The sequence below is a fragment of the Massilia sp. LXY-5 genome, from assembly GCF_059801075.1.
The window spans coordinates 395,098-421,173 of the sequence record NZ_JBNNEH010000001.1 but is presented as its reverse complement, the minus strand read 5'-3'; the positions used below and the strand labels follow the sequence as shown (position 1 = coordinate 421,173).

At 64.5% G+C, this 26,076-nt stretch carries 25 protein-coding genes; 11 read left to right on the top strand and 14 right to left on the bottom strand.

The window, feature by feature from the left end:
* Positions 1 to 167: 167 nt before the first annotated feature.
* The 3 genes from miaB to ybeY are packed head-to-tail and all read left to right on the top strand — an operon-like array spanning position 168 to position 3,050.
* On the top strand, positions 168 to 1,529 hold the full coding sequence (miaB, locus tag ACI48I_RS01910; protein ID WP_193688385.1) for a tRNA (N6-isopentenyl adenosine(37)-C2)-methylthiotransferase MiaB: 1,362 nt from the start codon (positions 168 to 170) through the stop codon (positions 1,527 to 1,529).
* On the top strand, positions 1,526 to 2,608 hold the full coding sequence (locus ACI48I_RS01905; protein ID WP_193688384.1) for a PhoH family protein: 1,083 nt from the start codon (positions 1,526 to 1,528) through the stop codon (positions 2,606 to 2,608). Before miaB ends, ACI48I_RS01905 begins: the two co-directional genes overlap by 4 nt.
* Positions 2,583 to 3,050, top strand: coding sequence for an rRNA maturation RNase YbeY (gene ybeY, locus ACI48I_RS01900; RefSeq protein ID WP_193688383.1), 468 nt, complete (start codon positions 2,583 to 2,585; stop codon positions 3,048 to 3,050). Before ACI48I_RS01905 ends, ybeY begins: the two co-directional genes overlap by 26 nt.
* 62 nt (positions 3,051 to 3,112) lie before the next feature.
* Here the strand turns inward: ybeY and ACI48I_RS01895 are convergent, their stop codons facing one another.
* Both ACI48I_RS01895 and ACI48I_RS01890 read right to left on the bottom strand, forming a co-directional pair.
* Positions 3,113 to 5,296, bottom strand: a complete 2,184-nt coding sequence (locus tag ACI48I_RS01895; RefSeq protein WP_498573340.1) for a xanthine dehydrogenase family protein molybdopterin-binding subunit — start codon at positions 5,294 to 5,296, stop codon at positions 3,113 to 3,115.
* A 57-nt stretch (positions 5,297 to 5,353) separates the two neighbouring features.
* Complete coding sequence (locus ACI48I_RS01890) at positions 5,354 to 5,806, bottom strand: (2Fe-2S)-binding protein (protein ID WP_193688382.1); 453 nt, start codon at positions 5,804 to 5,806, stop codon at positions 5,354 to 5,356.
* A 150-nt stretch (positions 5,807 to 5,956) separates the two neighbouring features.
* Between ACI48I_RS01890 and ACI48I_RS01885 the strand changes: the two genes are divergently transcribed.
* The 7 genes from ACI48I_RS01885 to ACI48I_RS01855 all read left to right on the top strand — a co-directional run bounded on the left by ACI48I_RS01885 (position 5,957) and on the right by ACI48I_RS01855 (position 13,849).
* The gene (locus ACI48I_RS01885) at positions 5,957 to 6,844 is read left to right on the top strand and encodes a CorC family transporter (protein WP_193688381.1); all 888 of its coding nucleotides are present in this window, start codon (positions 5,957 to 5,959) and stop codon (positions 6,842 to 6,844) included.
* On the top strand, positions 6,844 to 8,409 hold the full coding sequence (gene lnt / locus ACI48I_RS01880) for an apolipoprotein N-acyltransferase (RefSeq protein WP_498573169.1): 1,566 nt from the start codon (positions 6,844 to 6,846) through the stop codon (positions 8,407 to 8,409). The genes ACI48I_RS01885 and lnt overlap by 1 nt, the downstream gene beginning before the upstream one ends.
* 100 nt (positions 8,410 to 8,509) lie before the next feature.
* Entirely contained in the window at positions 8,510 to 9,430 is a 921-nt protein-coding gene (gene glyQ / locus ACI48I_RS01875; RefSeq protein ID WP_193688379.1) for a glycine--tRNA ligase subunit alpha, read from the top strand.
* 30 nt (positions 9,431 to 9,460) lie between these two features.
* Positions 9,461 to 11,548, top strand: a complete 2,088-nt coding sequence (gene glyS, locus ACI48I_RS01870) for a glycine--tRNA ligase subunit beta (RefSeq protein WP_498573168.1) — start codon at positions 9,461 to 9,463, stop codon at positions 11,546 to 11,548.
* 10 nt (positions 11,549 to 11,558) lie between these two features.
* On the top strand, positions 11,559 to 12,116 hold the full coding sequence (gene gmhB / locus ACI48I_RS01865) for a D-glycero-beta-D-manno-heptose 1,7-bisphosphate 7-phosphatase (protein ID WP_193688377.1): 558 nt from the start codon (positions 11,559 to 11,561) through the stop codon (positions 12,114 to 12,116).
* Positions 12,117 to 12,185: 69 nt separating this feature from the next.
* Positions 12,186 to 12,878, top strand: a complete 693-nt coding sequence (locus tag ACI48I_RS01860; RefSeq protein ID WP_498573339.1) for a lysophospholipid acyltransferase family protein — start codon at positions 12,186 to 12,188, stop codon at positions 12,876 to 12,878.
* 44 nt (positions 12,879 to 12,922) lie between these two features.
* The gene (locus ACI48I_RS01855; RefSeq protein ID WP_498573167.1) at positions 12,923 to 13,849 is read left to right on the top strand and encodes a M48 family metallopeptidase; all 927 of its coding nucleotides are present in this window, start codon (positions 12,923 to 12,925) and stop codon (positions 13,847 to 13,849) included.
* Between the two features lie 144 nt (positions 13,850 to 13,993).
* Here the strand turns inward: ACI48I_RS01855 and ACI48I_RS01850 are convergent, their stop codons facing one another.
* The 7 genes from ACI48I_RS01850 to rfbA all read right to left on the bottom strand — a co-directional run bounded on the left by ACI48I_RS01850 (position 13,994) and on the right by rfbA (position 21,085).
* Positions 13,994 to 14,533 (bottom strand): YcxB family protein, encoded by a 540-nt coding sequence (locus tag ACI48I_RS01850; RefSeq protein ID WP_193688375.1) that lies wholly within the window; start codon positions 14,531 to 14,533, stop codon positions 13,994 to 13,996.
* 47 nt (positions 14,534 to 14,580) lie between these two features.
* Entirely contained in the window at positions 14,581 to 15,861 is a 1,281-nt protein-coding gene (gene waaA, locus ACI48I_RS01845) for a lipid IV(A) 3-deoxy-D-manno-octulosonic acid transferase (RefSeq protein WP_498573166.1), read from the bottom strand.
* Positions 15,858 to 16,844 (bottom strand): lipopolysaccharide heptosyltransferase I, encoded by a 987-nt coding sequence (waaC, locus tag ACI48I_RS01840; protein WP_498573165.1) that lies wholly within the window; start codon positions 16,842 to 16,844, stop codon positions 15,858 to 15,860. The genes waaA and waaC overlap by 4 nt, the downstream gene beginning before the upstream one ends.
* A gap of 17 nt (positions 16,845 to 16,861) precedes the next feature.
* Positions 16,862 to 18,247 (bottom strand): phosphomannomutase/phosphoglucomutase, encoded by a 1,386-nt coding sequence (locus ACI48I_RS01835; RefSeq protein WP_498573164.1) that lies wholly within the window; start codon positions 18,245 to 18,247, stop codon positions 16,862 to 16,864.
* Positions 18,248 to 18,445: 198 nt separating this feature from the next.
* Positions 18,446 to 18,757 carry an H-NS histone family protein gene (locus ACI48I_RS01830; protein WP_193688921.1) on the bottom strand — a complete coding sequence of 104 codons (312 nt, stop codon included), beginning with the start codon at positions 18,755 to 18,757 and terminating at the stop codon, positions 18,446 to 18,448.
* Positions 18,758 to 18,833: 76 nt separating this feature from the next.
* On the bottom strand, positions 18,834 to 19,934 hold the full coding sequence (locus ACI48I_RS01825) for a glycosyltransferase family 4 protein (protein WP_193688371.1): 1,101 nt from the start codon (positions 19,932 to 19,934) through the stop codon (positions 18,834 to 18,836).
* A 260-nt stretch (positions 19,935 to 20,194) separates the two neighbouring features.
* Positions 20,195 to 21,085: a glucose-1-phosphate thymidylyltransferase RfbA gene (gene rfbA, locus ACI48I_RS01820; protein WP_407943900.1), complete on the bottom strand. Its 891-nt coding sequence runs from the start codon at positions 21,083 to 21,085 to the stop codon at positions 20,195 to 20,197.
* A 170-nt stretch (positions 21,086 to 21,255) separates the two neighbouring features.
* On the opposite strand from rfbA, the gene ACI48I_RS01815 reads away from it, so the two are divergent.
* Positions 21,256 to 22,107, top strand: coding sequence for a symmetrical bis(5'-nucleosyl)-tetraphosphatase (locus tag ACI48I_RS01815; protein ID WP_193688370.1), 852 nt, complete (start codon positions 21,256 to 21,258; stop codon positions 22,105 to 22,107).
* Here the strand turns inward: ACI48I_RS01815 and ACI48I_RS01810 are convergent.
* From ACI48I_RS01810 to ruvX, 5 genes are read right to left on the bottom strand one after another with little or no spacing between them, the layout of a single operon-like run.
* Positions 22,104 to 22,874, bottom strand: coding sequence for a lysophospholipid acyltransferase family protein (locus ACI48I_RS01810; protein WP_498573338.1), 771 nt, complete (start codon positions 22,872 to 22,874; stop codon positions 22,104 to 22,106). The genes ACI48I_RS01815 and ACI48I_RS01810 overlap by 4 nt on opposite strands.
* Positions 22,875 to 22,916: 42 nt before the next feature.
* Positions 22,917 to 24,197: a dihydroorotase gene (locus tag ACI48I_RS01805; protein WP_498573163.1), complete on the bottom strand. Its 1,281-nt coding sequence runs from the start codon at positions 24,195 to 24,197 to the stop codon at positions 22,917 to 22,919.
* Positions 24,198 to 24,208: 11 nt separating this feature from the next.
* Positions 24,209 to 25,186: an aspartate carbamoyltransferase catalytic subunit gene (locus ACI48I_RS01800; RefSeq protein ID WP_193688367.1), complete on the bottom strand. Its 978-nt coding sequence runs from the start codon at positions 25,184 to 25,186 to the stop codon at positions 24,209 to 24,211.
* Positions 25,167 to 25,697, bottom strand: coding sequence for a bifunctional pyr operon transcriptional regulator/uracil phosphoribosyltransferase PyrR (gene pyrR, locus ACI48I_RS01795; protein WP_193688366.1), 531 nt, complete (start codon positions 25,695 to 25,697; stop codon positions 25,167 to 25,169). Before pyrR ends, ACI48I_RS01800 begins: the two co-directional genes overlap by 20 nt.
* Positions 25,684 to 26,076, bottom strand: coding sequence for a Holliday junction resolvase RuvX (gene ruvX / locus ACI48I_RS01790; protein ID WP_498573162.1), 393 nt, complete (start codon positions 26,074 to 26,076; stop codon positions 25,684 to 25,686). Before ruvX ends, pyrR begins: the two co-directional genes overlap by 14 nt.

Sequence of the window (26,076 nt, the reverse complement as noted above, 5' to 3'; positions counted from 1 at the left end):
TTAACAATCTGGCTAGAATGGCAATCGTTTCAGACCGGGCAACACATCATTCCAAAACGCATCGAATATCGCCCATGCATAAGCCGTTTTTTGGTGAGCAAGACCAAATTACGGTAAACTGGCTTGTCGCCTTGCCACGGCTCCCGCCTTCCTTTCTCACCAAACACATGCAGAAAAAAGTATTTATCAAGACCTTTGGTTGCCAGATGAACGAGTACGACTCGGACAAGATGGCGGACGTCCTCGGCGCGTCCGACGGGCTCGTGCGTACCGAGACGCCCGAGGATGCCGACGTTATTCTCTTTAATACTTGTTCTGTACGAGAAAAGGCTCAGGAAAAAGTATTTTCCGACCTCGGTCGGTTGCGCGCCTTGAAACGCGAGCGTCCCGACCTCATCATTGGTGTAGGCGGATGCGTGGCCTCACAGGAAGGCGAAGCGATCGTCAAGCGCGCGCCGCATGTGGACATGGTGTTCGGGCCGCAGACCCTGCATCGCCTGCCGCAGATGATCCGCGAGCGCCGCAGCACCGGCACGGCCCAGGTCGACATCAGCTTCCCGGAAATCGAGAAGTTCGATCACCTGCCCCCGGCGAAGATCGACGGCCCGGTGGCCTATGTGTCGATCATGGAAGGCTGCAGTAAATATTGCAGTTACTGCGTGGTGCCGTACACCCGCGGCGAGGAAGTGTCGCGCCGCTTCGAGGACGTGCTGACGGAAGTAGCGGGACTGGCTGCCCAGGGCGTCAAGGAAATCATGCTGCTGGGCCAGAACGTGAATGCCTACCGCGGCACGATGGAAAGTGGCGAGACTGCCGATTTTGCCTTGCTGCTCGAATACGTGGCCGACATTCCCGGCATCGAGCGCCTGCGTTTCGTCACCAGCCACCCGAAGGAATTTACGCAGCGCCTGATCGACGCCTACGCGAAGATCCCGCAGCTGGTGAACCACCTGTACCTGCCCGTGCAGCACGGTTCCGACCGCATCCTCGGCGCCATGAAGCGCGGCTATACGGGGCTGGAATACAAATCGATCATTCGCCGCATCCGTGCGGTGCGCCCCGACATCGCGATCTCCTCGGATTTCATCGTGGGATTCCCCGGCGAAACCGATGCCGATTTCGAGGCCATGATGAAGCTGGTGCAGGATGTCGGCTTCGATAACAGTTTCAGTTTTATCTTCAGCAAGCGCCCCGGCACGCCGGCCGCGAACCTGGAAGACGATACCCCGCACGAGGTCAAGTTGGCGCGCCTGCAACGCCTGCAGGCCCTGATCGACGCCAACACGCGCAAGTACAGTGCGGCGATGGTCGGCACGGTCCAGCGCGTGCTCGTCGAGGGACCGTCGAAGAAAGATCCGTCCGAACTGCAAGGCCGCACCGAGAGCAACCGGGTGGTCATTTTCGCGCCGGGCAGCTCGGGACATGCGCTGATCGGCCAGCTGGTCGATGTGCGCGTCACCGAGAGCCTGGATTATTCATTGCGCGGCGAACTCGTCGCCAATCTCGATACGATTGCCATAGCCAGTTGAAAACACAACCGACCCAGCCGTCCTACTTCATTCCCGAGCCGCTCGATAATTCGCGGCTTGCCCACCTGTGCGGTCCGCTCGACGAGAACCTGCGCCAGATCTCGGCGGCGCTCGACGTGACCATCTTCCGCCGCGGCGAGAAATTCATCGTCAACGGCGCCAATGCCGAACGCGCGGTCGAACTGCTCGAACGCTTCTATGCGGTCGCCAACAAGGTCGTGCCGATCGAGGAAGTGCAGTTGGCCCTGGTCGAGCAGCGTGCCGGGCTGAAACCGAAAGCCGAAGGCGCCGACGAGCCGAGCCAGGTCAAGGAAGCCGAGCAGGCCGAGGCGGATGTCGACGAGTCGGAACTCGTCAGCCCGATGCTGAAAACGCGCCGCAGCGACCTGCGCGGCCGTACCCCGCACCAGATCCAGTATTTAAAAGCCGTGCTCGAGCACGACATCAGCTTCGGCATCGGCCCGGCCGGTACCGGTAAAACCTACCTGGCCGTCGCCTGCGCAGTCGACGCACTGGAACGCGACGCCGTGAAACGCATCATCCTGACCCGTCCAGCGGTCGAAGCGGGCGAACGCCTGGGCTTCCTGCCGGGCGACATGAGCCAGAAGGTCGATCCCTACCTGCGTCCGCTGTACGACGCGCTGTACGACCTGCTCGGCTTTGACCGCACGCAAAAGCTGTTCGAGAAGCAGGTCATCGAGATTGCCCCCCTCGCCTACATGCGCGGCCGCACGCTGAACCACGCCTTCGTGATTCTCGACGAGGCGCAGAACACGACCGTCGAGCAAATGAAGATGTTCCTCACGCGCATCGGTTTCGGCAGCAAGGCCGTGGTGACGGGCGACGTCACCCAGGTCGACCTGCATAAAACCCAGCGCAGCGGCCTGGTCGACGCGATGCACGTCCTGAAAGACGTGCGGGGCATCGCCTTTACGCAATTCTCGAGCGCCGACGTGGTGCGCCACCCGCTGGTGGGCCGCATTGTCGATGCCTACGAAAAAGCCACCGCCGTCCAGGAAATGGGCGCCTTGCCAAAACCAACTCCAGTCCGCAATGCAAGAAAAAAATCACCCGCTTGACCTGGACGTCCAGTACCCGGACGCCCGCCTCGAATCGACCATCACGCCTGAACTGGTCGAACGCTGGGTGCGCGCCACCCTGCTTGGCCCGGCCGAGCTGACGATCCGCTTCGTCGACAGTGCCGAGGGGCAAACGCTGAACCGCGACTACCGCGGCAAGGACTATGCGACCAACGTGCTGACCTTCGCTTACAACGAAGGCGAGGAACTGGCGGACGACGAGCCGACCCAGGCCGACATCATCCTGTGCACGGACGTGCTGCAGCGCGAGGCGGACGAACAGAAGAAGACGGTCGAGGAACATGCGGCGCACCTGGTGGTGCATGGCGTGCTGCATGCGCAGGGCTACGACCACGAACACGACGAGGAAGCCGAGGAGATGGAACAGTTCGAGCGCGACATCATGGAAGTGCTCGGGTATCCGGACCCATACGCGGAATAAGTTTACGGCGCGTTCGATACGAAACGCCGGCGCCGGTGGCTTGCCACCCGCGCCGGCTTTTTTTACGCCTTTTTCAACTGCTCGCCGATCGGCAGCTTGCGAATCCGCTTGCCGGTCGCCGCGAACACGGCATTCGCCAGCGCCGGCGCAATGCCCGCCGTGCCGGGCTCGCCGATGCCACCCGGCTCATCCTTGCTATTCACGATATGCACTTCGACCTTCGGTGCTTCATTGATGCGCATCATGCGGTAGTCGCCGAAATTGGTCTGCTGCACCCGGCCCTTGTCGATCGTGATCTCGTTCCACAGCGCCGCCGTGGCGCCGAAGATGATGCCGCCCTCTATCTGTGCAACGATGGTGTCCGGATTGACCGTCTGGCCGCAGTCGACCGCGCACACGACGCGGTGCACGCGCACGTCGCCGTCCGGGCCGACCGAGACTTCCGCCACCTGCGCCATATAGCTGCCGAAAGCGAACTGGGTCGAGATGCCGCGCCCGACCTTGCGTCCCGCCACCGGCGCCAGCGGCTTGCCCCAGCCGGCCTTCTGCGCCGCCAGGTTCAGCACGGCCAGGGTACGCGGCGATTTATCGAGTAAAGCGCGGCGGAAGGCAAGCGGGTCCTGCCTGGCCGCCTGTGCCAGTTCGTCGATGAAACTTTCCACGACAAAGACGTTGTGGGTCGGGCCGACGCCGCGCCAGAAGGCGGTCGGCACGCCCTGCGGTTCGTGGCGCACGTACTCGACCCGCATGTCGGGAATCGTGTACTGCAAATCGGCCGCACCTTCGACCGCATCCGGATCGACGCCATTTTTCATGGCCGGCGGCGCGAAGCGCGACATGATGGACGAGCCCGTCACCCGATGGAACCAGGCCGCGATATGACCCTTGTCGTCCAGGCGCGCCGACAGCCGGTCCACGTAATATGGGCGGAACATGTCGTGCTGGATATCCTCTTCCCGGGTCCAGATGAATTTGACGGGCCCCTTGGTCAGTTTCGCGAACGCGACCGCCTGGATCACGTAGTCGACTTCCAGGCGCCGGCCGAAGCCGCCACCTAAATAATAGTTGTGGACTTTGACTTTTTCGACCGGAATGCCGGCCACCTTGGCGGCCGCCCCCTGCGCCAGCGCCGGCACCTGCGTGCCGACCCAGAGGTCGCAGCCGTCGGCGCGCAGGTCGACCGTGCAATTCATCGGCTCCATGGTCGCGTGGGCGAGGAAAGGCATTTCGTACACGGCCTCGACCTTGCGTCCGCCTTCCCTGGCCAGCGCCTTGACGGCATCGCCGGCATTCTTCGCCACGGCGCCGCCGCCTTCCGATACCTTCATCATGTCGGCGACGATGCCGGCCAGCGAGACATTGCCGTTGGCGCCATCGTCCCAGCGCGGCGCGGCAGCCAGCAGGCCCTGCTTTGCAGCCCAGAAATGGTCGGCCACGACGGCGACCGCACCCTCCAGGCGCAGCACCTGGCGCACGCCTTTCACGGCCATTGCCTTGGCCTCGTCGACGGCGGCGAGCTTGCCACCCGTGACCGGCGAGGCGGCAACGGCGGCAATGCCCATGTTCGGCAAGCGCGCATCGATGCCGAACAGGGCTGAACCATCCGTCTTGGCCGGCGAATCGAGGCGCTTCATGGTTTTGCCGATCAGCACGAAATCTTCCGGGGCCTTCAGCTTGACGTTCTTCGGCAAGTCCATTTTCGAGGCGGCGTCGACCAGCTCTCCGAAGTGGGCCGAGCGGTTCGAGGCCTGGTGGCGCACGCTGCCGGCCACGACCTGCAATTCATTGGTGTCGACATTCCAGTTTTTCGCGGCAGCCGAGACCAGCACGCTGCGTACCATGGCACCGGCTTCGCGCAGCGGCTTCCAGGCGCCGCGCACCGAGGTCGAACCGCCCGTGACCTGGCCGCCGAGCAAGGGATCGGCATACAGCTCGTTGTTCGCCGGTGCCTGCTCGAGTTTGACTTTCGACAGATCGGCGCCGAGTTCCTCGGCCAGCAGCATCGGCATCGCCGTGAAGGTGCCTTGCCCCATCTCGACCTTGTGGATGATCAGGGTGACGATGCCGCTGCGGTCGATCCGGATAAACGCGTCGCGCGCCAGGCCGGCCGGGGTGTCGGAGTGTTCGGTGCTGGCTGTGCCCACGGCTTTTTCGGGCGGCGCTTCCTTGCGGTCGCCGTCCTTCTGGCAGCCGAACAGCGAGAAACCGAACAGCAGGCCGCCGCCGGCGGTAGCCCCGAGTTGCATGAAACGGCGGCGCGCCGGGGAGACTTGCGTGGTCTTGTTTTGGCTCACAAAATCTCCTTATTTGGCGGCGGCGATCTTGATCGCCTGGCGGATACGTCCATAGGTGCCGCAGCGGCAGATGTTGCCGGACATCGCATTGTCGATGTCGGCGTCGCTCGGCTTCGGCGTCGCCTGCAACAAGGCGGTGGCCGACATGATCTGGCCCGACTGGCAATAACCGCACTGCACCACGTCGATCTGGCGCCAGGCGTCCTGCACCTTGGCGCCGACCGGGTCCTGGCCGATGGCCTCGATCGTGACGATTTTCTTGCCGGCCGCCGCCGAGACCGGGGTCACGCAGGAGCGGATCGGCTGGCCGTCGAGGTGGACGGTGCAGGCGCCGCACAGGGCCTGGCCGCAGCCGAACTTGGTGCCGGTCAGGCCGGCCACGTCGCGCAGCACCCACAGCAGGGGCATGTCGTCGGGGACGTCGAGGGTGGTGGTGGTGCCGTTGATGGTGAGGGCGGGCATGGGGCGATTCCTTTGCTTTTTGGCCAATTTATCCATGATAAAGCAAGCCTGCCGACTTCGCTCGACAGTGCCGCGTCCCGGCTCCCGCGCTCTGGCGGGTCCGCTTTTGGTGTATGCTACGCCCATCGTAACAACGGCTTCACGCCAACTATGCCCGAGTATCCCAGTGACGTCCGATCGGACGCCAAACCCCACCGGTCGCTCTTCGAACGACTGACCGCACTCATCTCCCCTGAGCCAGAAAATCGCACCGAGCTGCTCGAAGTGCTGCACGAAGCACACGAGCGCAACCTCATCGACGCCGATGCCTTGTCGATGATCGAGGGTGTGTTCCAGGTCTCCGACCTGTCCGCGCGCGACATCATGGTGCCACGTTCCCAGATGGACGTGATCGACATCACCGATCCGATCGAGGAATGGCTGCCGATCGTGCTGGAAACCCAGCACTCGCGCTTCCCCGCCATCGAAGGCGAGCGCGACAAGGTCGTCGGCATCCTGCTGGCCAAGGATTTGCTGCGCTATTACACGGAGAAATCGTTCGACGTGCGCGCCATGCTGCGTCCGGCGATTTTCATTCCCGAGTCGAAGCGCCTGAACGTGCTGTTGCGCGATTTCCGCGCCAACCACAACCACATGGCCATCGTCGTCGACGAGTACAGCGGCGTGGCCGGCCTGATCACGATCGAAGACGTGCTGGAACAGATCGTCGGCGACATCGAGGACGAATACGACTTCGACGAGGAAGAAGATAACGTTCTTTCCGTCAAGGAAGGCCAATTGGGCCCGCGCTGGCGCGTCAAAGCGCTGACCGAGATCGACCAGTTCAACGAAGAAATCGGCGTCGACCTGCCGGAAGACGAAGCCGACACCATCGGTGGCTTTGTTGCCGGCCACCTGGGCCGGATGCCGCACAAGGGGGAGGAATTCACCCTGCGTAATCTGCGCTTCGAGGTGCTGCGCGCCGACGCGCGCCAGATCCACGTCCTGCTGGTCGAAAAGCTGCCGCACACGCAGCACGCCCGCGACGACGACGATTGATGCTGCGCCGCCGTCCCGCCAGCACGCCCGTGCCAGTGGTGCGGGGCGCGCATCCTTCGCTGCGTGAGTTAGTCGTTGCCGGCCTCGCCGGCGGCGCTTCCCTGTTTTCCTTCGAGCCCTTCGGCTGGTGGCCGCTGCAGTTCCTGCTGCTGGCTTACTTCTTCTACCGGGTCGGGCTCGGCAATCATGTGAAACGCGCGACCCTGCTCGGCTGGGCCTTCGGCTTCGGCTGGTCGGTGGCCGGCATGCACTGGCTGTATATCGCCCTGAACCGTTTCGGCGGCTTGCCGGCGATCCTCTCCGCCATCGCCATCTGCCTGCTCGGTCTGTACATGGGCCTGTTCGGGGCCTTTGCCGCCGGCAGCGCCACCTGGCTGCGCCGGCGCTGGTCGCTGCCATTGGTCAGCTTCGTGCTGCTGGTCCTGCCGGTCACCTGGGGCGTGTCCGAATGGATGCGCGGCTGGGTGTTTACCGGTTTTCCCTGGGCTTCCTCGGGCTATGCGCACAACGTCGCGCCGCTGGGTGGCTTTGCGCCGCTGATCGGCGTGTACGGCATCGGCGTGCTGGTCGCGGTCTGCGCCGGCTGCCTCGTGATGCTGACCCAGCGCGCGCGACCGCTGGCGATCGGCCTGTTCTGCGCCCTGCTCGCTTGCGGCTATGGCTTGCGCCAGATCGACTGGACCCATCCGTCCGGCGCCCCGATCTCGGTGCGCCTGCTGCAAGGCGACATCCCGCAGGACGAGAAGTTCAGCAACGAACACCTGCAAAAGATCCTGGACCGTTACCAGCAACTGCTGACGGCGCAGCCGGCCGACCTGGTCGCCGCCCCGGAAACGGCCATTCCCGTGTTCCCGCACCAGCTGCCGAGCGGCTACCTGGCGCACCTGGGCGACTACGCGAAACAAAGCGGCAGCCACCTGGTGTTCGGCATCCCGCTGATGGACAGCGCCACCGACTACGCCAACAGCGTCGCCAGCCTGGGGCCGCAAGGCGAATCCTTCCGCTACGACAAGCATCATCTCGTGCCCTTCGGCGAGTTCATCCCGACCGGCTTCCGCTGGTTCACCGACCTGATGCACATTCCGTTGGGCGATTTTACGCGCGGTGCCGCAGTCCAGCAGCCGTTCAAGGTGAAGGACCAGCTGGTGCTGCCGAATGTCTGTTATGAGGACGTGTTCGGCGAGGAAATCGCCGCCCAGCTGCGCGGCGCGGCGCAACCGGCGACTTTGCTGCTGAACGTGTCGAACCTGGCCTGGTACGGCGAATCGGTGGCGATTCCGCAGCACCTGCAGATTTCGCGGATGCGCTCGCTCGAAACGGGGCGGCCGATGCTGCGTGCGACGAACAACGGCGCCACGGCGATCATCGACGGCAAGGGCAATGTCGCGCAAACGATCCCTTACTTCCGCCAGGGCGTGCTCGCGGCGAAGGTACAAGGCATGGCCGGCATGACGCCCTACATTCGCTTCGGCAACTATGCCTTCCTGCTGCTGGGCGCGCTGGCCCTGTTGGGCGCCTGGTTTTCCGGGCGCACTTACCTCAAGAAAAAGGCCAATGCTGAATAGTTGAGGTGAATCCGGTCCCAGAGGCCGCTCAAAACCCGCTAGAATTGGTCATTTAGCAAACTCACCGTGTTCGCGCTTTTCCTCGCGACGCCATTTCAAGATGCTCACATTCCAACAAATCATTCTGACCTTGCAGACCTATTGGGACAAGCAAGGTTGCGCCCTGCTCCAGCCTTACGACATGGAAGTGGGCGCCGGCACCTTCCACACTGGCACCTTCTTGCGCGCAATTGGACCGGAGCCATGGCGCGCGGCCTATGTGCAGCCTTCGCGCCGCCCGAAGGATGGCCGTTACGGCGAGAACCCGAACCGTCTGCAACACTATTACCAGTACCAGGTGGTCCTGAAGCCGGCCCCGGAAAACATCCTCGATCTCTACCTCGGTTCGCTCGAGGCGCTGGGCCTGGACCTGAAAAAGAATGACGTGCGTTTCGTCGAAGACGACTGGGAAAGCCCGACCCTGGGCGCCTGGGGCCTGGGCTGGGAAGTCTGGCTGAACGGCATGGAAGTGACGCAGTTCACCTATTTCCAGCAAGTGGGCGGCCTCGATTGCAAGCCGGTGCTGGGCGAAATCACCTATGGCATCGAGCGTCTTGCCATGTACCTGCAGGGCGTGGAAAACGTCTACGACCTGGTCTGGACCGAGTGGGAAGAGAATGGCCAGAAGAAGAAGCTGTCGTACGGCGACGTCTTCCACCAGAACGAAGTCGAGCAGTCGACCTATAACTTCGAGCACGCCAACACCGATCTGCTGTTCCAGGCTTTCGCCAACCACGAATCGGAAGCCAAGCGCCTGATCGAACTGGAGCTGACGCTGCCGGCCTACGAGCAGATCATGAAGGCTTCGCACAGCTTCAATATGCTCGATGCGCGCGGCGCCATTTCGGTCACCGAGCGCGCCGCCTACATCGGCCGCGTGCGCACGCTGTCGCGCCTGGTCGCCCAGGCCTATTACGACTCGCGCGAGAAGCTCGGCTTCCCGATGGCACCGAACGCCGCTGCCGCCCCAGCCGCTGCCTGAACACCGACGCACCAGACAAGAACAGAACCCATGAATCAAACACTCCTCGTCGAACTGCAGACCGAAGAACTGCCGCCGAAAGCACTCGTCAAACTGGGCGCGGCCTTTGCCGCCGGTATCGCCAATGGCCTCAAGGCCCGCGACTTCCTGGACGCCGACAGCGTCGTCACCCCTTACGCCACACCGCGCCGCCTGGCCGTCTCGATCACCAGGGTGCGCGCGACCTCGCCCGACAAATCGATCCGTGAAAAAGTGCTGCCGGTCTCGGTCGCCCTCGACAAGGAAGGCAACCCGAGCGCGCCGCTGGCCAAGAAGCTGGCGGCCCTGGGCTTCCCCGAGCTGCGCATCGCCGACCTCGAACGCGCCCAGGACGGTAAAGCGGAAAGCTTCTTCTACACCTATACCGCACCGGGCAGCGCGCTTGCCGGCGGCCTGCAGGAGGTGCTGGCCGACACCGTCGCCAAGCTGCCGATCCCGAAAGTCATGAGCTACCAGCGCCCCGACGGCGCCACCGTGCAGTTCGTGCGTCCGGTACACCTGCTGCTCGCCCTGTTTGGCGAACAGGTGCTGCCACTGACCCTGCTCGGTCTCGATGCCGGCCGCCTGACCATGGGCCACCGCTTCCTGTCGCACGGCCAGTCGATCGCGATCACGCATGCCGACAAGTACGCGACCATCCTCGAGAACGAGGGCAAGGTCATGGCCGGCGCCGACGCACGCAAGGAAAGCATCCGCGCCCAGCTGCTTGAAAAAGCGGGCGCCGACCAGGTGTTGATGCCGGAATCGCTGCTCGACGAAGTCGCGGCCCTGGTCGAGTGGCCGGTGGTTTACGAATGCCGCTTCGAGGACGCCTTCCTCTCCGTGCCCCAGGAATGCCTGATCCTCACCATGCAGACGAACCAGAAATACTTCGCGCTGACCGACAGCGAAGGCAAGCTGCGTTCGCGCTTCCTGATCGTCTCGAATATTGCGACCGACGACCCGCAGCACATCGTCGGCGGCAACGAGCGCGTCGTGCGCCCGCGCTTGTCGGACGCCAAGTTCTTCTTCGAGCAGGACAAGAAGAAGAGCCTCGAATCGCGCCTGCCGCAGCTGGCGAACGTGGTCTACCACAACAAGCTGGGCACCCAGGCCGAGCGCACCGAGCGCGTGACCAGACTCGCCGGCGCCATCGCCAAACGCCTCGGCTACGACGTGGCCCTGGCCGAACGCGGCGCGCGCCTGGCCAAGGCCGACCTGCTGACCGACATGGTCGGCGAATTCCCCGAGCTGCAAGGCATCATGGGGACCTATTACGCGCGCCACGACGGCGAGCCGGATGAAGTGGCGCTGGCCGCATCCGAACACTATCAGCCGCGCTTCGCCGGCGACAAGCTGCCCTCCACCAATACCGGCCTGGTGGTCGCGCTGGCCGATAAACTGGAAACCCTGGTCGGCATCTGGGCCATCGGCCTGCAGCCGACTGGAGAGAAGGATCCGTTCGCGCTGCGCCGCCACGCACTGGGCGTGATGCGCATGCTGGTGGAAAAACGCCTGCCTCTCGCGATCTCGGAGCTGCTGGCGGACGCCGCCAACGTCTTCGCCGGGCAAGCTGCATTTAAAGATCCGCGCGAGGAAGTCGGCGCCTTCATGCTCGATCGCCTGCGCGGCATGCTGCGCGAGCGCGGCTTTACGCCGAACGAAGTGGAAGCGGTGCTGGCCCAGAACCCGGACCGCGTCGACGACGTGGTGCAGCGCCTGGAAGCGGTGCAGGCCTTCGCCGCCCTGCCGGAAAGTGCCTCGCTGGCCGCGGCCAACAAGCGCATCACCAACATCCTGAAAAAGACCGATGCCGCCATCGGGACCGTCTCGCAGGAACTGCTGCAGGAAGAAGCAGAGCGCAAGCTGGCGGGTGCGATCGAACGGGTGCGTCCGCAGGTCGACGCGGCCTTCGCAAACGGCGACTTCGCTGGCACGCTGAAAACCCTGGCCCAGCTGCGCGACGATGTCGACGCCTTCTTCAACGACGTGATGGTGATGGCCGAGGACCAGGCGCTGCGCAACAACCGCCTGGCGCTGCTGTCTTCGCTGCACGGCATGATGAACCGCGTGGCCGACATCTCGAAGCTGGCCGCGTAAGGGCATTACCATGAAGCTGATCATCCTCGACCGCGACGGGGTCATCAACCATGACTCCCCGGATTTTATTAAAAGCCCGGCGGAGTGGATTCCGATTCCCGGCTCGCTCGAGGCGATCGCGCGCCTCAACCAGGCCGGCTACCGGGTCATCATCGCCTCGAACCAGTCCGGCATCGCGCGCGAACTGTTCGACATGCAGACGCTGAACGCGATCCACCAGAAGATGCACAACGCCGCCCAGCAGGTCGGCGCCGACATCGACGCGGTGTTCTTCTGCCCGCACGCGGCGATCGACAACTGCGACTGCAGGAAACCGAAGGCCGGCATGTTCGAGGAGATCAGCAAGCGTTTTAAAGTCAGCCTGAAGGGCGTGCCGACGGTCGGCGATTCGCTGCGCGACCTGCAGGCCGGCTTCATCAGCGGCTGCCTGCCCAACCTGGTCCTGACCGGCAAGGGCGAAAAAACCCACGAGACCGGGGGCCTGCCGCCCGGCACCCAGGTCTTCCCCGACCTGGCCGCGATGGTGACAAGCCTGCTGAAAAGCAGCGCCCGCCCTCAGCCCAACTAATATATCCAAAGAGAGTCCTTCTTGCGTAACGTCGTCCCCTTCCTGCGTTCCCTGCTGTTTGCCATCGTGATGGTGGTCGCCACCGTGGTCTGGGCCTGCGTCTGCTTTCTGGCCGCCCCGCTTCCCTACAACAAGCGCTTCTGGGTGACCTCGCGCTGGAACGTCTTCATCATCTGGTGCGCGAAAGTCATTTGCGGCATCCGCTACCAGTTCAAGGGCTACGAGAACCTGCCGGACGCGCCGGCCATCGTGCTGTCGAAACACCAGTCGGCCTGGGAGACGATCTTCCTGCTGCCGAACCTGATCCGCCCGCTGGTCTTCGTCTTCAAGAAGGAAATCCTCTACATCCCCTTCTTCGGCTGGGCGATGGCGCTGCTGCGCATGATCCCGATCGACCGCAGCGAAGGCAAGAACGCCTTTGCCCACGTGGTCCGCCACGGCAAGCGGCGCCTGGCCGACGGCCAGTGGATCATCATGTTCCCGGAGGGGACGCGCATCCCTGTTGGAAAAAAGGGAAAGTACAAGAGCGGCGGTGCGCGCCTGGCTGTAGAAACCCAAGCCGTGGTCGTGCCGATCGCGCATAATTCAGGTGAGTGCTGGCCGAAGAATTCCTTCATCAAGCGGCCAGGACTCGTGACGGTCTCGATTGGCAAACCGATATCGCCGCAACACCACACTCCCGACAGTCTGATGCAAGAGGTCGAAAATTGGATAGAATCAGAAATGCGCGTCATTTCGCCCCACGTCTACACCGGTGGCTGAACGAAGTCGGCGCGCAGATCACAGCACCTCCACCTCTGCACGCCATGAATTCCCCCAAGACCGACGGGCCCCAGCTCGACCTTTTTAGCCAGGAACGGACCGCCCAGGACCCGTTCGCAGCGCTGGTGCCGGCCGCAAGGCCGGCGCCGGTGCCGCCGCCTCCGCAGCCCCTGTTCAAGGCGCCTCCTGCGCCGCCCCGCATCAATCTGCCCTCTCCGCCGCGCACGCCCGAGGATCCGCCCCTGCGGCGCATCGTGCTGGGCCACTACGCGGTCGACTACGAACTGAAACGCTCTGCGCGCCGCTCGATCGGCTTCATGATCGACGACGACGGCCTGCACGTGACGGCGCCGCGGCGCGCCATCCTGCCCGACATCGACAACGCGATCCGCGCCAAGCAGCGCTGGATCCTGACCAAGCTGCACGAACGCGGCGAGCGCCGCGCCAGGCGCGCCGAGCGCGTGCCGCTGGTCTGGGAAGACGGCGCACGCCTGCCCTACCTGGGTGGCGAAATCGTGCTGCGCCTGCAGCCGGCCGCGCGCAGCCACTGCGTATTCGATGCGCAGACCCGTGAACTGAATGTCGGCGTGACGCCGGGACTGTCGGAGTGGCAGCTGAAGGAACGTATCAAGCTGTGGTTCCAGGCCGAAGCCAAGCGCCTGTTCGTCGAGCGCCTCGACTTCTATGCGCCGCAGCTCGGCGTGCGCTACAGCGCGCTGACGCTGTCCTCGGCCGGCACGCGCTGGGGATCATGCACGGTGGGCGGCAGCATCCGCCTGAACTGGCGCCTGGTGCACTATGCGCTGGCGCTGCTCGATTACGTGGTGGTGCACGAACTGGCGCACCTGCGCGAGATGAACCACAGCCCGCGCTTCTGGGCGGTCGTCGGGTCGGTGTATGCGGATTACGACGGGGCGCGGCTGGAGCTACGCAGGCGCTCGCATGAGATGCCGGTGTTGTTTACGGATTGATCGATTTGTGCGGCTACACGTGAGCCGGTTGCGTGGGCGGAGACCGCTCACACTACGGTCAATGTCATGCCTTATCGCAGGGACCTAGGGTGGGCGGTCTCCGCCCACGCGTTCAACGCACGTCAGCAATCCAGGAAACGTCGATTACCTCAGCACGTGATCGCGCCGCGCCTCTGCCAGCCCGCGCATCGCCCCACGCTGCGCCTCGTTCAGGCAGCGAAACGGAATCGGCAGCGTCCCGCGCTTCAACACCATCATGAAGCCGCGCGAATAGGTGCGCACCGCGGTCACGTCGGACCAGCCGATCAGGGTCACGCCGCCGCTGGTGCGCACGATGCCGTGTTCGTCGATGGTGAATTCGTAGGTGCGGCGTCCGCGTCCGAGCAGCACGAAATTCAGGGCCGCGCTGGCCGTGCTCCTGATGCGCCAGTAGAAGCTGGCCGGCCAGCGGATGCGGCGGCGGCGGATCAGGAAGCCGCCGTGCTGCCACATGAAGCCGATGTATTCGCGCAGCGAATAGCGTACGAAGAAATGCAGGTCGCCCAGGGCGGTGGCGACCGTCGGCAAGGCGGGCGCGCCCGAGGATCCAAAGTAAGCGTCACCGGCGCCATCGGTTGCTCCATGCGCCACCATGGCCATCGGCTTGCTGCTGCCGCCTGGTTCCGGGCGATTTAACGACGACATGCGCATCCCCTTTTTCTGCCGAACTCAAAAAGCAATGGTATCAAAAACTACTCAAATTCCTGTTGCAAGAGTTCAACAGTGCGCAGGGTCGCGCCACGGTGGCGGCTTGCAAAATCCGCCGCATGGGTGCCCATTTCGGTGCGCGCATGCGCATCGCATAACAGGCGCACGGCCTGCGCCAGCAGGCTGTCCGCGTCGGGCACGCGCAGCGCCGCACCGGCCGTGACCGCTTCCTCGGTCGCGTCGAGGAAATTGAAGGTGTGTTCGCCCACCAGCACCGGTTTACCCAGCGCGCAGGCCTCGATCAGGTTCTGTCCGCCGAGCGGCAGCAGGCTGCCGCCGATGTAGGCGCAGTCGCAGGCCGCGTAATAGGCGAACATCTCGCCCATCGAGTCGCCCAGCAGTACATCGGCTTCCACCGCGGCGTCGACCGCGGCCTCGTTCATGTCCGAACGGCGCTGCAGCGACAGGCCGCGTGCACGCACCAGTTGCGCAACTTCGTCGAAGCGCTGCGGGTGGCGCGGCACGATGGCCAGCAGCATGCCGGCGGGCCGGTCTTTCAAACGCGTATAGGCGTCGAGGATCAGGACTTCTTCGCCTTCACGCGTGCTGGCGCACAGGAAGACCGGACGGCCATTGAGGCGTGCGCGCAGCCGGCTGCCGGTGGCCAGCGCCGCCTGCGGCGGCACGACGTCGAACTTGATGCTGCCGGTAATCGCCACCTTCGGCGCGCCAAGCGAACGGATGCGCTGCGCGTCCGCTTCGGTCTGCGCCGCCACGACCGTGATCGCCCGTGCCGCCTCCGACATCAAGGTACCGAAACGCTGGCCGCGGCGCAGCGAGCGCTCGGACAGGCGCGCGTTCACCAGCGCCACCGGCACCTGCCGTGCGGCGCAGCCGGCGATCAGGTTCGGCCAGACTTCGGTCTCCATCAGGATGCAGATGCGCGGCGCATAGTGGCGCAGGAAGCGCCGCACCATGAAGCCGGTGTCGTAAGGAAGATAGGATTGAATGACGCGCGCGCCGTGTTTCGCAAACAGCGCGCGGCCGGTGGCGCGGCCGGTCGGCGTCATGTGGGTCAGCAGCACGCGGCTCCCGGGCCACCCTGCCAGCAGCGCTTCGACCAGCGGCTCGGCGGCGCGCGTCTCGCCGACCGACACGGCGTGCACCATGAAGGTCATGCGCGCAGGCGCCACGTCGTCGTAGAAGCCCAGGCGCTCGCCTACGTGGCCGCGGTAACCGGGCTCCTTGCGTCCGCGCCACCACAGGCGCGCCAGCACGATCGGCAGCGCCAGCCACCACAGGAAGGAATACAGTGTGCGGTTCATTGCACGCCCAGCAGGCCGCGCGCGGCGGCGATCACCTCGGCGCTGGAGGGCGGCGCGCCCTGGTCGCCGAGGTTGACGATGCGCGGCGACCAGTTGCCCTCGGTCTTCCATTTCGGCGAATCGGCATAGATCTCGACCGTCGGCCGGTAGAAGGCGGCCGCGATGTGGGTCAGTCCGGTGTCGACCCCGATCGCCAGCGCCGCCTGCTGCGCCAGCGTCACGGCATCCATCATCGACAGCTTCGGCAGCACGCGCGCATTCGGCAGCCGGGCGGCCAGCGCCTCGGCTTCGCGCTTCTCTCCTTCCGAGCCCCAGGGCAGCAGCACCGGCATCGGCGACAAGGCCAGGCCGGTGGCGATCCAGTTCGCGGGCGCCCACTTCTTGGCGTCGCGCGCGGTGCCGTGGAAGAAGACGGCAAATGGCTCATGCGGCAGCCAGTGGGGACGCTGGGTGGACTCGGGCGGCGGCAGGCCGAAGTCGGGTGCGGTGTCGACCGGGTAGCCGAGCGCCGTGCCGGCCACCAGGCGCCCGCGCGCGACCGCATGGGTGCGCGGGTCGAGCGGGACGCTCTCGGTGTGGAAGAGTCGCGAGATGCCCTCGTAGCCGGAGCCCTCGCTGCCGTTGGCAAGGCCCACCTTGCGCCCGCCGCGCTTGATGCGCGCGGCGCCCATGATGATCCCGGTTTTTAATAAACCCTGGGTGTCGAAGACGAGATCGTATTCTTCTTCGCGCAAGGTAGAGAAGAAGGCCTTGATCTCGGCGCGCACCGCGGGACTGCGCAGGCCCTTGCGCCAGCGCCGCAGCGCGAACGGGATAATCTTGCGCACGTGCGGGTTCAGGCGCACGAGGCTGACATAGCCCTCTTCCACGACCCAGTCGATTGTCGCCTGCGGATGGTGGCGCAGGAGGTCGGCCACCATCGGCAGGTTGTGCAGGACGTCGCCCAGGGACGACACCCGCACCAGCAGGATCTTCACATGCATCTCTCTTCAGGATTGCTTCAGAACGGCAGCTTGGCATCCGGCTTGGCAGCCAGGATCACGCTGCGGAATTCGTCCTGGATGCGCGCCAGCGCTTCCGGGTTCTCGCCCTCGAAGCGCAGCACCACGACCGGGGTCGTGTTCGACGAACGGGCCAGGCCAAAACCGTCCGGGTACTCGACGCGCAGGCCGTCGATGTCGTTGATTTTTTCCGAAGTCGGGAAGGTGGCGTCGGTACGCAGCTTGTCGATCAGCGCAACGTTCTCGCCCTCGTCCAGGTGCAGGTGCAGCTCGGGCGTGCTGATCGCCATCGGCAGCGCGTTCAGCAGCGCCGACGGATCGTCGACTTTGGTCAGCAATTCGAGCATGCGCGCGCCCGCATACAGGCCGTCGTCGAAGCCGTACCAACGGTCCTTGAAGAAGACGTGGCCGCTCATCTCGCCGCCCAGCGGGGACCCGGTTTCCTTCAGCTTGGCCTTCACCAGCGAGTGGCCGGTCTTGTACATCAGCGGACGGCCGCCGTGCTGCTCGATGTACGGTGCCAGGTGGCGCGTGCATTTGACGTCGTACAGGATTTCGGCACCCGGATTGCGCGACAGGACATCGGCCGCAAACAGCATCATCTGGCGGTCCGGATAGATGATGTGGCCGTCCTTGGTGACGATGCCCAGGCGGTCGCCGTCGCCGTCGAAGGCCAGGCCGATCTCGGCGTCGCTCGTTTGCAGCGCGCGGATCAGGTCCTGCAGGTTTTCCGGGTGCGCCGGGTCCGGGTGGTGGTTCGGGAAGTGGCCGTCGACTTCGCAGAACAGCTCGATGACTTCGCAGCCCATGCCGCGGTACAGGTCGCCCGCGAAGGCGCCGGCCACGCCGTTGCCGCAGTCGACCGCGATCTTGATCGGACGCGCAATCCTGACGTCGCCGATGATGCGCTCGAGGTAGGCGGCGCGGATGTCGTGGGTGCGGTAGCTGCCCTTGTCGGCGGCGCTGCTGCCGTCGTGCGCCTGAATGCTGTCGTACAAGGCCGTGATCGCGTCGCCGTAGATCGCCTCGCCCGCGAGCACCATTTTGAAACCGTTGTAGTCGGGCGGATTGTGGCTGCCCGTGACCATGATGCCCGAGCGCGTACCCTCGAGCACATTGGTGGCGAAATAGACCATGGGCGTGGCGACCATGCCGAGGTCGATGACGTCGACGCCGGCGGCCTGCAGGCCTTCGGCCAGGGCTGCGGACAGCGCCGGGCCCGACAAACGGCCGTCGCGGCCGATCACGACGCTGCGCTCCCCCTTGGCAAGCGCCGCCTGGCCAAAGGCCTGGCCAATGCTGCGTGCCACGCCCGCGTCGAGCGTGCTGTCGATCACGCCGCGAATGTCATACGCCTTGAAAATCGTTTTTGAGAGAGCAACCATGTTCTACCTTGAAGAGTCGGGCGCCGCGATGCCTGCCCGGTGGGTGCATATGAACAGCACGGAAAGCGGCCAGCGCCAATGATGAGAGGATGACAAAACAGGGGGTATTGTAGCGGCAAGCGCGGCCACCGTGGAAACGGATGGCCGGCTGAGGTGCAGAAGTACGTTAGCGGCGAGCGCCGGTAACGGGGGAAGGATTTAAACGCGCAGTTTATCGAGGGACTTACCGCCTTCGACCCATTCCTTGACCCATTTAGGCTGGCGGCCGCGGCCGGTCCACTGCTGCGACGAATTGTCCGGGTGGCGATAACGCACAGCGACCGTACCAGTTTTGGTTCCACGTGCAGGCGTGGTCATCAGGTCTTTCAGCGGTACGCCTACCTTTTGAGCGATAGCCAGGATCTGCTCGCGTGCCTGCTGCACTTCCTGGTGCTCGCGCTGTTTCATTTCCTGCTTGATTTGCTCCTGCAGGTTGCGCAAATCGCCAACCGACATATTTGACAGATCCATCATCGTTCCTCGAAAGTTGGGTTAATCCAATTCAGGTGAAATCTCACCAAATGTCGCAATATACTACATTGGCAATTTATTGCCAGTCCTTCTTGCGCGAAATCAGCCATCTCGGCGATTTGAATCGAACAATACGCGCATACAGCCACAGGTAGCTGATAACGAACAATAAACAGAATACTATCAAGACGATTGTATTTTGCCAGAACAATGTGGCAGGGATGACGGCCATGAGTGAAAATAACCACAAATAAGGCGAGGTACGAGCATTACGCTGGAGCAGCGCCCTGGCCTCTTTATTACCGACAGTCCACCTGACAATACGCCTGAAAATAAGGCTGTGCAAGTGAATACCGTCGGGTACCCCAGGCGATTTTCCGCGCACAAACATACGGCGGTAAGCGGAGAAAAGGGTTTCGAATGCGGGATAAATGAGCAGCAATGCCGCGTACCAGGTCGACACTTGCGGGTTGCGCATTACCAGCAACAGGGCCAGTTCGCCAAGCATGAATCCAATGAAATAGGCGCCGCCATCGCCGAGGAATATCAGGCCCACCGGATAATTCCAGATCAGGAACCCGGCGGTCGCACCGGCGACCATCAGGGCGGTAATCAGGATGAACATGTCGTTCACTTGCAAGGCTACATAGGCCAGCGACAGCAGCATGCAGATCGTGACCATGCTTGCCAGGCCATTGAAGCCGTCGATGATATTCACCGCGTTCGCAATCCCCGCCACCGCCAATACCGTCAGCGGCAGCGCCACCCAGCCCGCGACAAAAATCACCATTCCGAACGGCAGGTCGATGCGTCCGATGGCCGCGTCGAGCAGCAGATAGGCCAGCATGGCGCCGGTCATCGTCAACAGCAGCCGGCGCGAAGGCCGCACCGCCCCGGTATAGTCTTCGAGCACGCCGCCGAGGAAGGCGACGAAGGCGCACAGCAGCAGCGGCGGCAGCGCTTGCAAGGACGTCGGCTGGCGCGCGATCGAGATCGCGGCGGCCAGCACCACCGACAGGTAGATCGGCAGCCCGCCAATCCGGGCCACCAGGTGCGTATGCGCGCGCTGCACCCCCTTGAAGTCGGTGTCGAGCGCCAGCCTGCGCAGTCTCGCGTGCTTGATCACAAGCAGGGTCAGCAGGGCCGAGCAGACGAAGCTGACGAAGAATGAAAACATGGCGTTTCCGCGGTTTTAAAGCGCAAGGGGCAGCCGCTCTGGACGCCGGGGCGGCGAAAGGCGCACGAGAAACGTCCACCTCGCGTGCTTGCAAAGGAGTCAAATCTATTCTAACCGGATAAGCGCCCTCAACGCGGGCAGGCCCGTGTACCGCGTGAGTAGTGTTGGAATTGCGCCAGACCGGGTGCGAGGATGTATCGAAAACGCAATTCGGTGGCGGCGATCGAGCTTGCCGGAAGACAGCAGCGCGCGCCAGGCGCTTATTTCAGCACGCCTTCCCTGAGCAATTGCAGCAGGTACTGCCCATATCCGGTACCGGATATGGGCGCGGCCAGGGCGTGCAGTTGCGCGGCATCGATATAGCCCATCCGAAATGCCGTTTCTTCGGGCACCGCCACTTTCAGGCCCTGGCGTTTTTCGATGGTGGCGATGAATTGCGAGGCATCGAGCAGGGATTCATGGGTGCCGGTATCGAGCCAGGCCATCCCACGCCCCATCAGCTCGACCCGCAATCGCCCTGCCGACAGATAAGCCTGGTTAATATCGGTGATTTCCAGTTCGCCCCGTGCCGAGGGACGCAGGCCGGCCGCGATATCGCAGACTCCGCCATCGTGGAAATACAGTCCGGTCACCGCATAATTCGATTTCAGCACCTGCGGTTTTTCCTCGATCGACAAGGCCTTGCCGCCGCGGTCGAATTCGATCACGCCGTAACGCTGCGGATCGTTCACATGGTAGGCAAATACGGTCGCGCCCTCGTTGCGCGCGCTGGCCGCCTGCAGTGTCTGCTCCAGGCCATGGCCATAAAAGATATTATCGCCCAGGACCAATGCCGCGGGACCACCGGCCAGAAATGCGCGGCCGATCAGGTAGGCTTGCGCGATTCCCTCGGGCGCGGGCTGGACGGCATAATGCAGGGCCAATCCCCATTGCCCTCCATCGCCCAGCAATTGCTGGAAGCGCGGCAAATCCTGTTCGGTCGAGATAATCAGGATTTCGCGTATTCCCGCCTGCATCAGCGTCGTTAGCGGATAATAAATCATCGGCTTGTCGTACACCGGCAGCATTTGCTTCGAGATAGCCGTCGTCATCGGATACAGGCGCGAACCCGATCCGCCCGCCAGGATGATTCCCTTGCGCGCCCTGTGCATGCTGCTCATGCCGTCCCCTGTCCTGAGTATTCGAACCGCCCGGTCCGCAAGACTGCGCACCCCGGCAAAATCATTTAGTATGCCCTCCACAGCCATTCATCCGTCCGCATCGCTGCGTTGGCGGCATTATCCAACAAGAATATCCGCCGCGGCGGCCAGGAAGTCAGATTATGAAAACCTATGTCATCGGCGACCTGCAGGGTTGCGCCCATGAGGCAGAGGCCCTGCTGGAAAAAATCGCGCAGGACGCCGGCGCCGGCACCCATGCGCGCATCCTCTTTGTCGGCGACCTGATCAACCGCGGCCCGGAGTCGCTGCTGGCCCTGCGGCGCATGAAGGCGCTGGCCGAAACGAGCGGCGGCCGCGTGGAAGCCCTGCTCGGCAACCACGACCTGCACCTGCTGGCGGTGGCCGCCGGCGCCCAGCGCGCCAGCAAGTCCGACACCCTGGACGAGATCCTCGCCGCCCCCGACCGCGACGAACTGCTGGCCTGGCTGCGCGGGCGTCCGCTGGCGATCTTCGTCGACGCCCACCTGCTGGTGCATGCCGGGGTGGCGCCGCAGTGGGACGCGGCGCAGACGATGGCGCTCGCCAATGAGGTCGAGGAGGTCCTGCGCGGCGACGGCTGGATCGATTTCCTGGCGCAGATGTACGGCAACCAGCCCGACCGCTGGGACGACAACTTGACCGGCATGGACCGCCTGCGCTGCATCGTCAACGCCCTCACCCGCATGCGCCTGTGCCTGCCCGACGGGACGATGGATTTCGCGCACAAGGAAAGCGAGAGCGGACCGATCGGATCGGGCCTGCTGCCCTGGTTCGACCTGCCGGGCCGGCGCACGATGGACGTGACGGTGGTGTTCGGCCACTGGTCGGCGCTGGGCCTGATCCTGCGCCCGAACCTGGTGGGACTCGACAGCGGCTGCGTCTGGGGCGGCAAGCTGACCGCCGTCTGCCTGGACGACCGAGGCCTGCTGCAGGTCGACTGCCCGGAATACCGGCCGCACAGCGGAAAAGGCTAGACGCTGCCCGATTGCGCCAGGAGCGGCGATGCGTCCACGGGCCTCAGCGCCGCCTGGATCGCGTCGTGCGCCGCCTGCGCCAGTTCGCGCCGGTGCGCACCCTCTCCCGCGATCGGGGCCAGGCAGGCCACGCGTGCCCGCACCGGCGCGCCGCCGAGGATGGTGACGATGCTGTCGACGAAACTCACGTCGCCCGCATAGTCGACGCCGCGGTGCCAGGCGCCGGCCTCGTCGAGATAGGCCAGCGCGCAGGGCTGCAGCGCGACTTTGGCGTCGATCGCGGCCTCGAACAGGTTGGCGTGGAAGGGCAGCACGCTACCCTGCTGGCCGACGGTCCCCTCGGGGAAGAAGGCGACCCGCTCGCCCTGTCCCAGCACCGACACGATCCCTTTGAAAATGTGGCGCAGCTCGCGCCGGTTGCCACGCGCGATAAACACCGTGCCGGCGGCGGCGGCCAGCCAGCCGAGCACCGGCCAGGACCGGATCTCGGCCTTGGCGACGAAGCGGCAGGGGTGCAGCGAATTGAGGACGAAGATGTCGAGCCAGGAGATGTGGTTCGCGACGAACAGCGCGTGCTCGAGCGCCGGCGCGCCCGGGGCTTCTTCCACCCGGACGTTGCAGATCGCCAGCAGGCGGCGCGACCAGCGCCGCGTGGCCGCGTCGCGCAGCCGGCGGCCGGCCCAGGGGAAGACGAGCGCGCAGGTCGCCAGGCCTGCCAGCAGGTGGACGATCACGCGCGCGAGGCGCCAGGCGAGGCGAAGTCGAATCATCGTAGAAAAGAGAAGCGGGGCCGCAGCCCCGCGCAATGCTTAACGCTGGTAGGCGATGCGCCCGCCGACGACCGTGACTTGCACCTGGCCGGTCAGTTCATAGCCCAGGAAAGGCGTGTGCTTGCCCTGGCTGGCCAGCGCCGCGCCTTCGACCAGCCAGCGGACGTTCGGGTCGAACACGACGATGTCGGCGGCCGCGCCCACTTTCAGGTCGCCGGCTGCCAGGCCCGCCGTGCGTGCGGCGTCGGCGGTGATCTTGGCCAGCGCACGCGGCAGGGCATCCTGTCCGCGCTGGTCTTCCACCCACTTCAGCATCAGCGACAGCAGCAGTTCCAGACCGGTGGCGCCCGGCGAGGCTTCGGCGAAAGGCAGCAGCTTCTCGTCGTCGTCGACCGGGGTGTGGTCCGAACAGACGGCGTCGATGGTGCCGTCCAGCAGGGCGGCCGTGATGGCGTCGCGGTCGCGGCCGCTCCGGACCGGCGGGGTCAGGCGCGCGTTGGAATCGAAGAAGCCGATGTCGGCGTCGGTCATGTGCAGGTGGTGCACGCCGACGTCGCAGGTGACCGGCAAGCCTTCCTTCTTCGCCGCGCGCACCAGGTCGAGGCCGGCCGCGGACGACATGCGGCACAGGTGGACGCGGGCGCCGGTCGAGCGCACCAGATCGAAAATGGTGTGCAGGGCGATCGTCTCGGCCATGACGGGCACGCCCGACAGGCCCAGGCGCGAGGCCAGCGGCCCGCTGTGGGCGACGCCGCCGCGGCCGATGTGCGGATCCTGCGGGCGCAGCCAGACGGTATAGCCGAAGGTTTTCGCATACTGCAGGGCGCGCAGCAGGACGTTGGTGTCCAGGATCGGCACTTCGGCCTGGGCGAAGCCGATGCAGCCGGCCTCGGTCAGCTCGGCCATTTCGGTCAGCGCTTCTCCCTTCAGGCCCATGGTCAGCGCACCCAGCGGGTGCACCTGGGCCAGGTCCAGGTTGCGGGCGCGGTGTTTCAGCATTTCGACCAGGCCCGGCTCGTCCAGCACCGGATCAGTGTCGGGCGGGCAGACCAGCGTCGTCACGCCGCCCTGCACCGCCGCGCGCATTTCCGACTCCAGCGTCGCCTTGTATTCGTAGCCCGGCTCGCGCAGGCGTGCCGACAGATCCACGAGGCCAGGAGCGACCACGAGATTGGAAGCGTCGATGGTGTCGTCGGCCGTGAAGCCGGCGGGCGCGTCCCCTACAGCGGCTACCTTGCCATCCACGATGAACAGGTCCGTCACGCGGTCAATGTTATTCGCCGGGTCGATGACACGCCCGTTCTTGATATGTAATTTCATCCGTGCGAAGTTCAAGCTCTGCCTCCCGCCAAAATACTCATCACCGCCATCCGTACCGCGATCCCGAAGGTCACCTGCGGCAGAATGACGGCCTGCTTGCCGTCGGCCACCGCCGAGTCGATCTCGACGCCGCGGTTCATCGGCCCCGGGTGCATCACGATCGCGTCCGGCCTGGCCAGCGCCAGGCGCTCGGGCGTCAGGCCGTAGCTCTTGAAATACTCCTGGGCCGAGGGCAGCAGCGCGCCCGACATGCGCTCGTTCTGCAGGCGCAGCATGATGATGACGTCGACGTCTTTCAGACCTTCATCCATGTTGTTGAACACGCGCACGCCCATGTGTTCCAGGCCGCTCGGCAGCAGAGTCTGCGGGCCGATGGCGCGCACTTCCGGCACGCCGAGGGTGGTCAGTGCGTGAATGTCCGAACGCGCCACCCGGCTGTGCAGGATGTCGCCGACGATGGCCACGCGCAGGTTCGTAAAATCCTGCTTGTAGTGACGGATCGTGTACATGTCGAGCAGGCCCTGGGTCGGGTGCGCATGGCGACCGTCGCCGGCGTTGACGACGTGGATTTCCTTGCGGCCGCTGTCGTTCAGGTGCTTGGCGATCAGGTAAGGCGCGCCCGACTGCGCGTGGCGCACCACGAACATGTCGGCGTGCATGGCCGCCAGGTTGTCGATGGTATCCAACAGCGACTCGCCCTTCGTGGTCGAAGAGGCCTGGATGTTCAGGTTGATGACGTCGGCCGACAGGCGCTTCGAGGCGATCTCGAAGGTGGTGCGGGTGCGGGTGCTGTTTTCAAAGAACAGGTTGAACACGCTTTTACCGCGCATCAGCGGCACCTTTTTCACTTCGCGGTCGGAGATGCCGACGAAACTCTGCGCGGTGTCGAGGATATGGTTGATGATCGCCTTGGGCAGGCCTTCGATGGTGAGCAGGTGCTGCAGCTCGCCGTTCTTGTTCAGTTGCGGGTTATTGTTCAGAGTCGGCATTGTCTTCTTCGATCGTGAGCGAGAGTTGGCCGGATGCGTCGCGTGCCAGCGACAGCGACTGGCGGCCTGCCAGCGTGGTGGTCACGCCAACGAAATCGGGCGCCACGGGCAGCTCGCGCCCGCCGCGGTCGGCCAGCGCCGCCAGCTTGATGCAGGCCGGGCGGCCGTAGTCGAACAGCACGTTGATCGCGGCGCGCGTCGTGCGCCCCGTGTAGAGTACGTCGTCGACCAGCACGATGGTGGCGCCGTCGACGTTGAAGCCGATATGGGTCGGCTTCACGTCCGGATGCAGGCCCTTCCTGGCATAGTCGTCGCGGTAGAACGAGACGTCGATGAAGCCGAGGCGGCCTTTCAGGTCGAGGTCGGCGGCGAGGCGCTCGGCCAGCCAGGCGCCGCCCGAATGGATGCCGACGATGGCGGCGTCCGGCACGTTCGCGAGGCCCGCGCGCACCTGTTCGAGCAGGGCGCGGTACAGCGCCTCGGCATCGAAGTCTTGATTAGTTGTTGGCATGATCGTCAAAGTACTGTTGCAAAATGATGGAGGCAGCCTTGGCGTCGATAATCTCGCCGCGCCTGGCGGGGATCACGACGGAAGAGTAGCGCTCGTCGACCAGCTCGACGGGCAGGTCGAAGCGGCCGTGCAGCTGGTTGGCGAAGCGGCGCGCGCGCAAGGTCATGTCGTGCTCGGCGCCGTCCGGATGGCGCGGCTCGCCGACGACCAGGCGCGTCGGGCGCCACTCGTCGATCAGCGCGCCGATGGTCTTGAAGCGGGTGGCGTTGTCGATGGCGTTCACGACCGTGAGAGGCTGGGCCTGCCCGGTCAGCGTATTGCCCATCGCGATACCGATCCGCTTGATGCCGAAGTCGAATCCAAAAACAATCTCAACCAT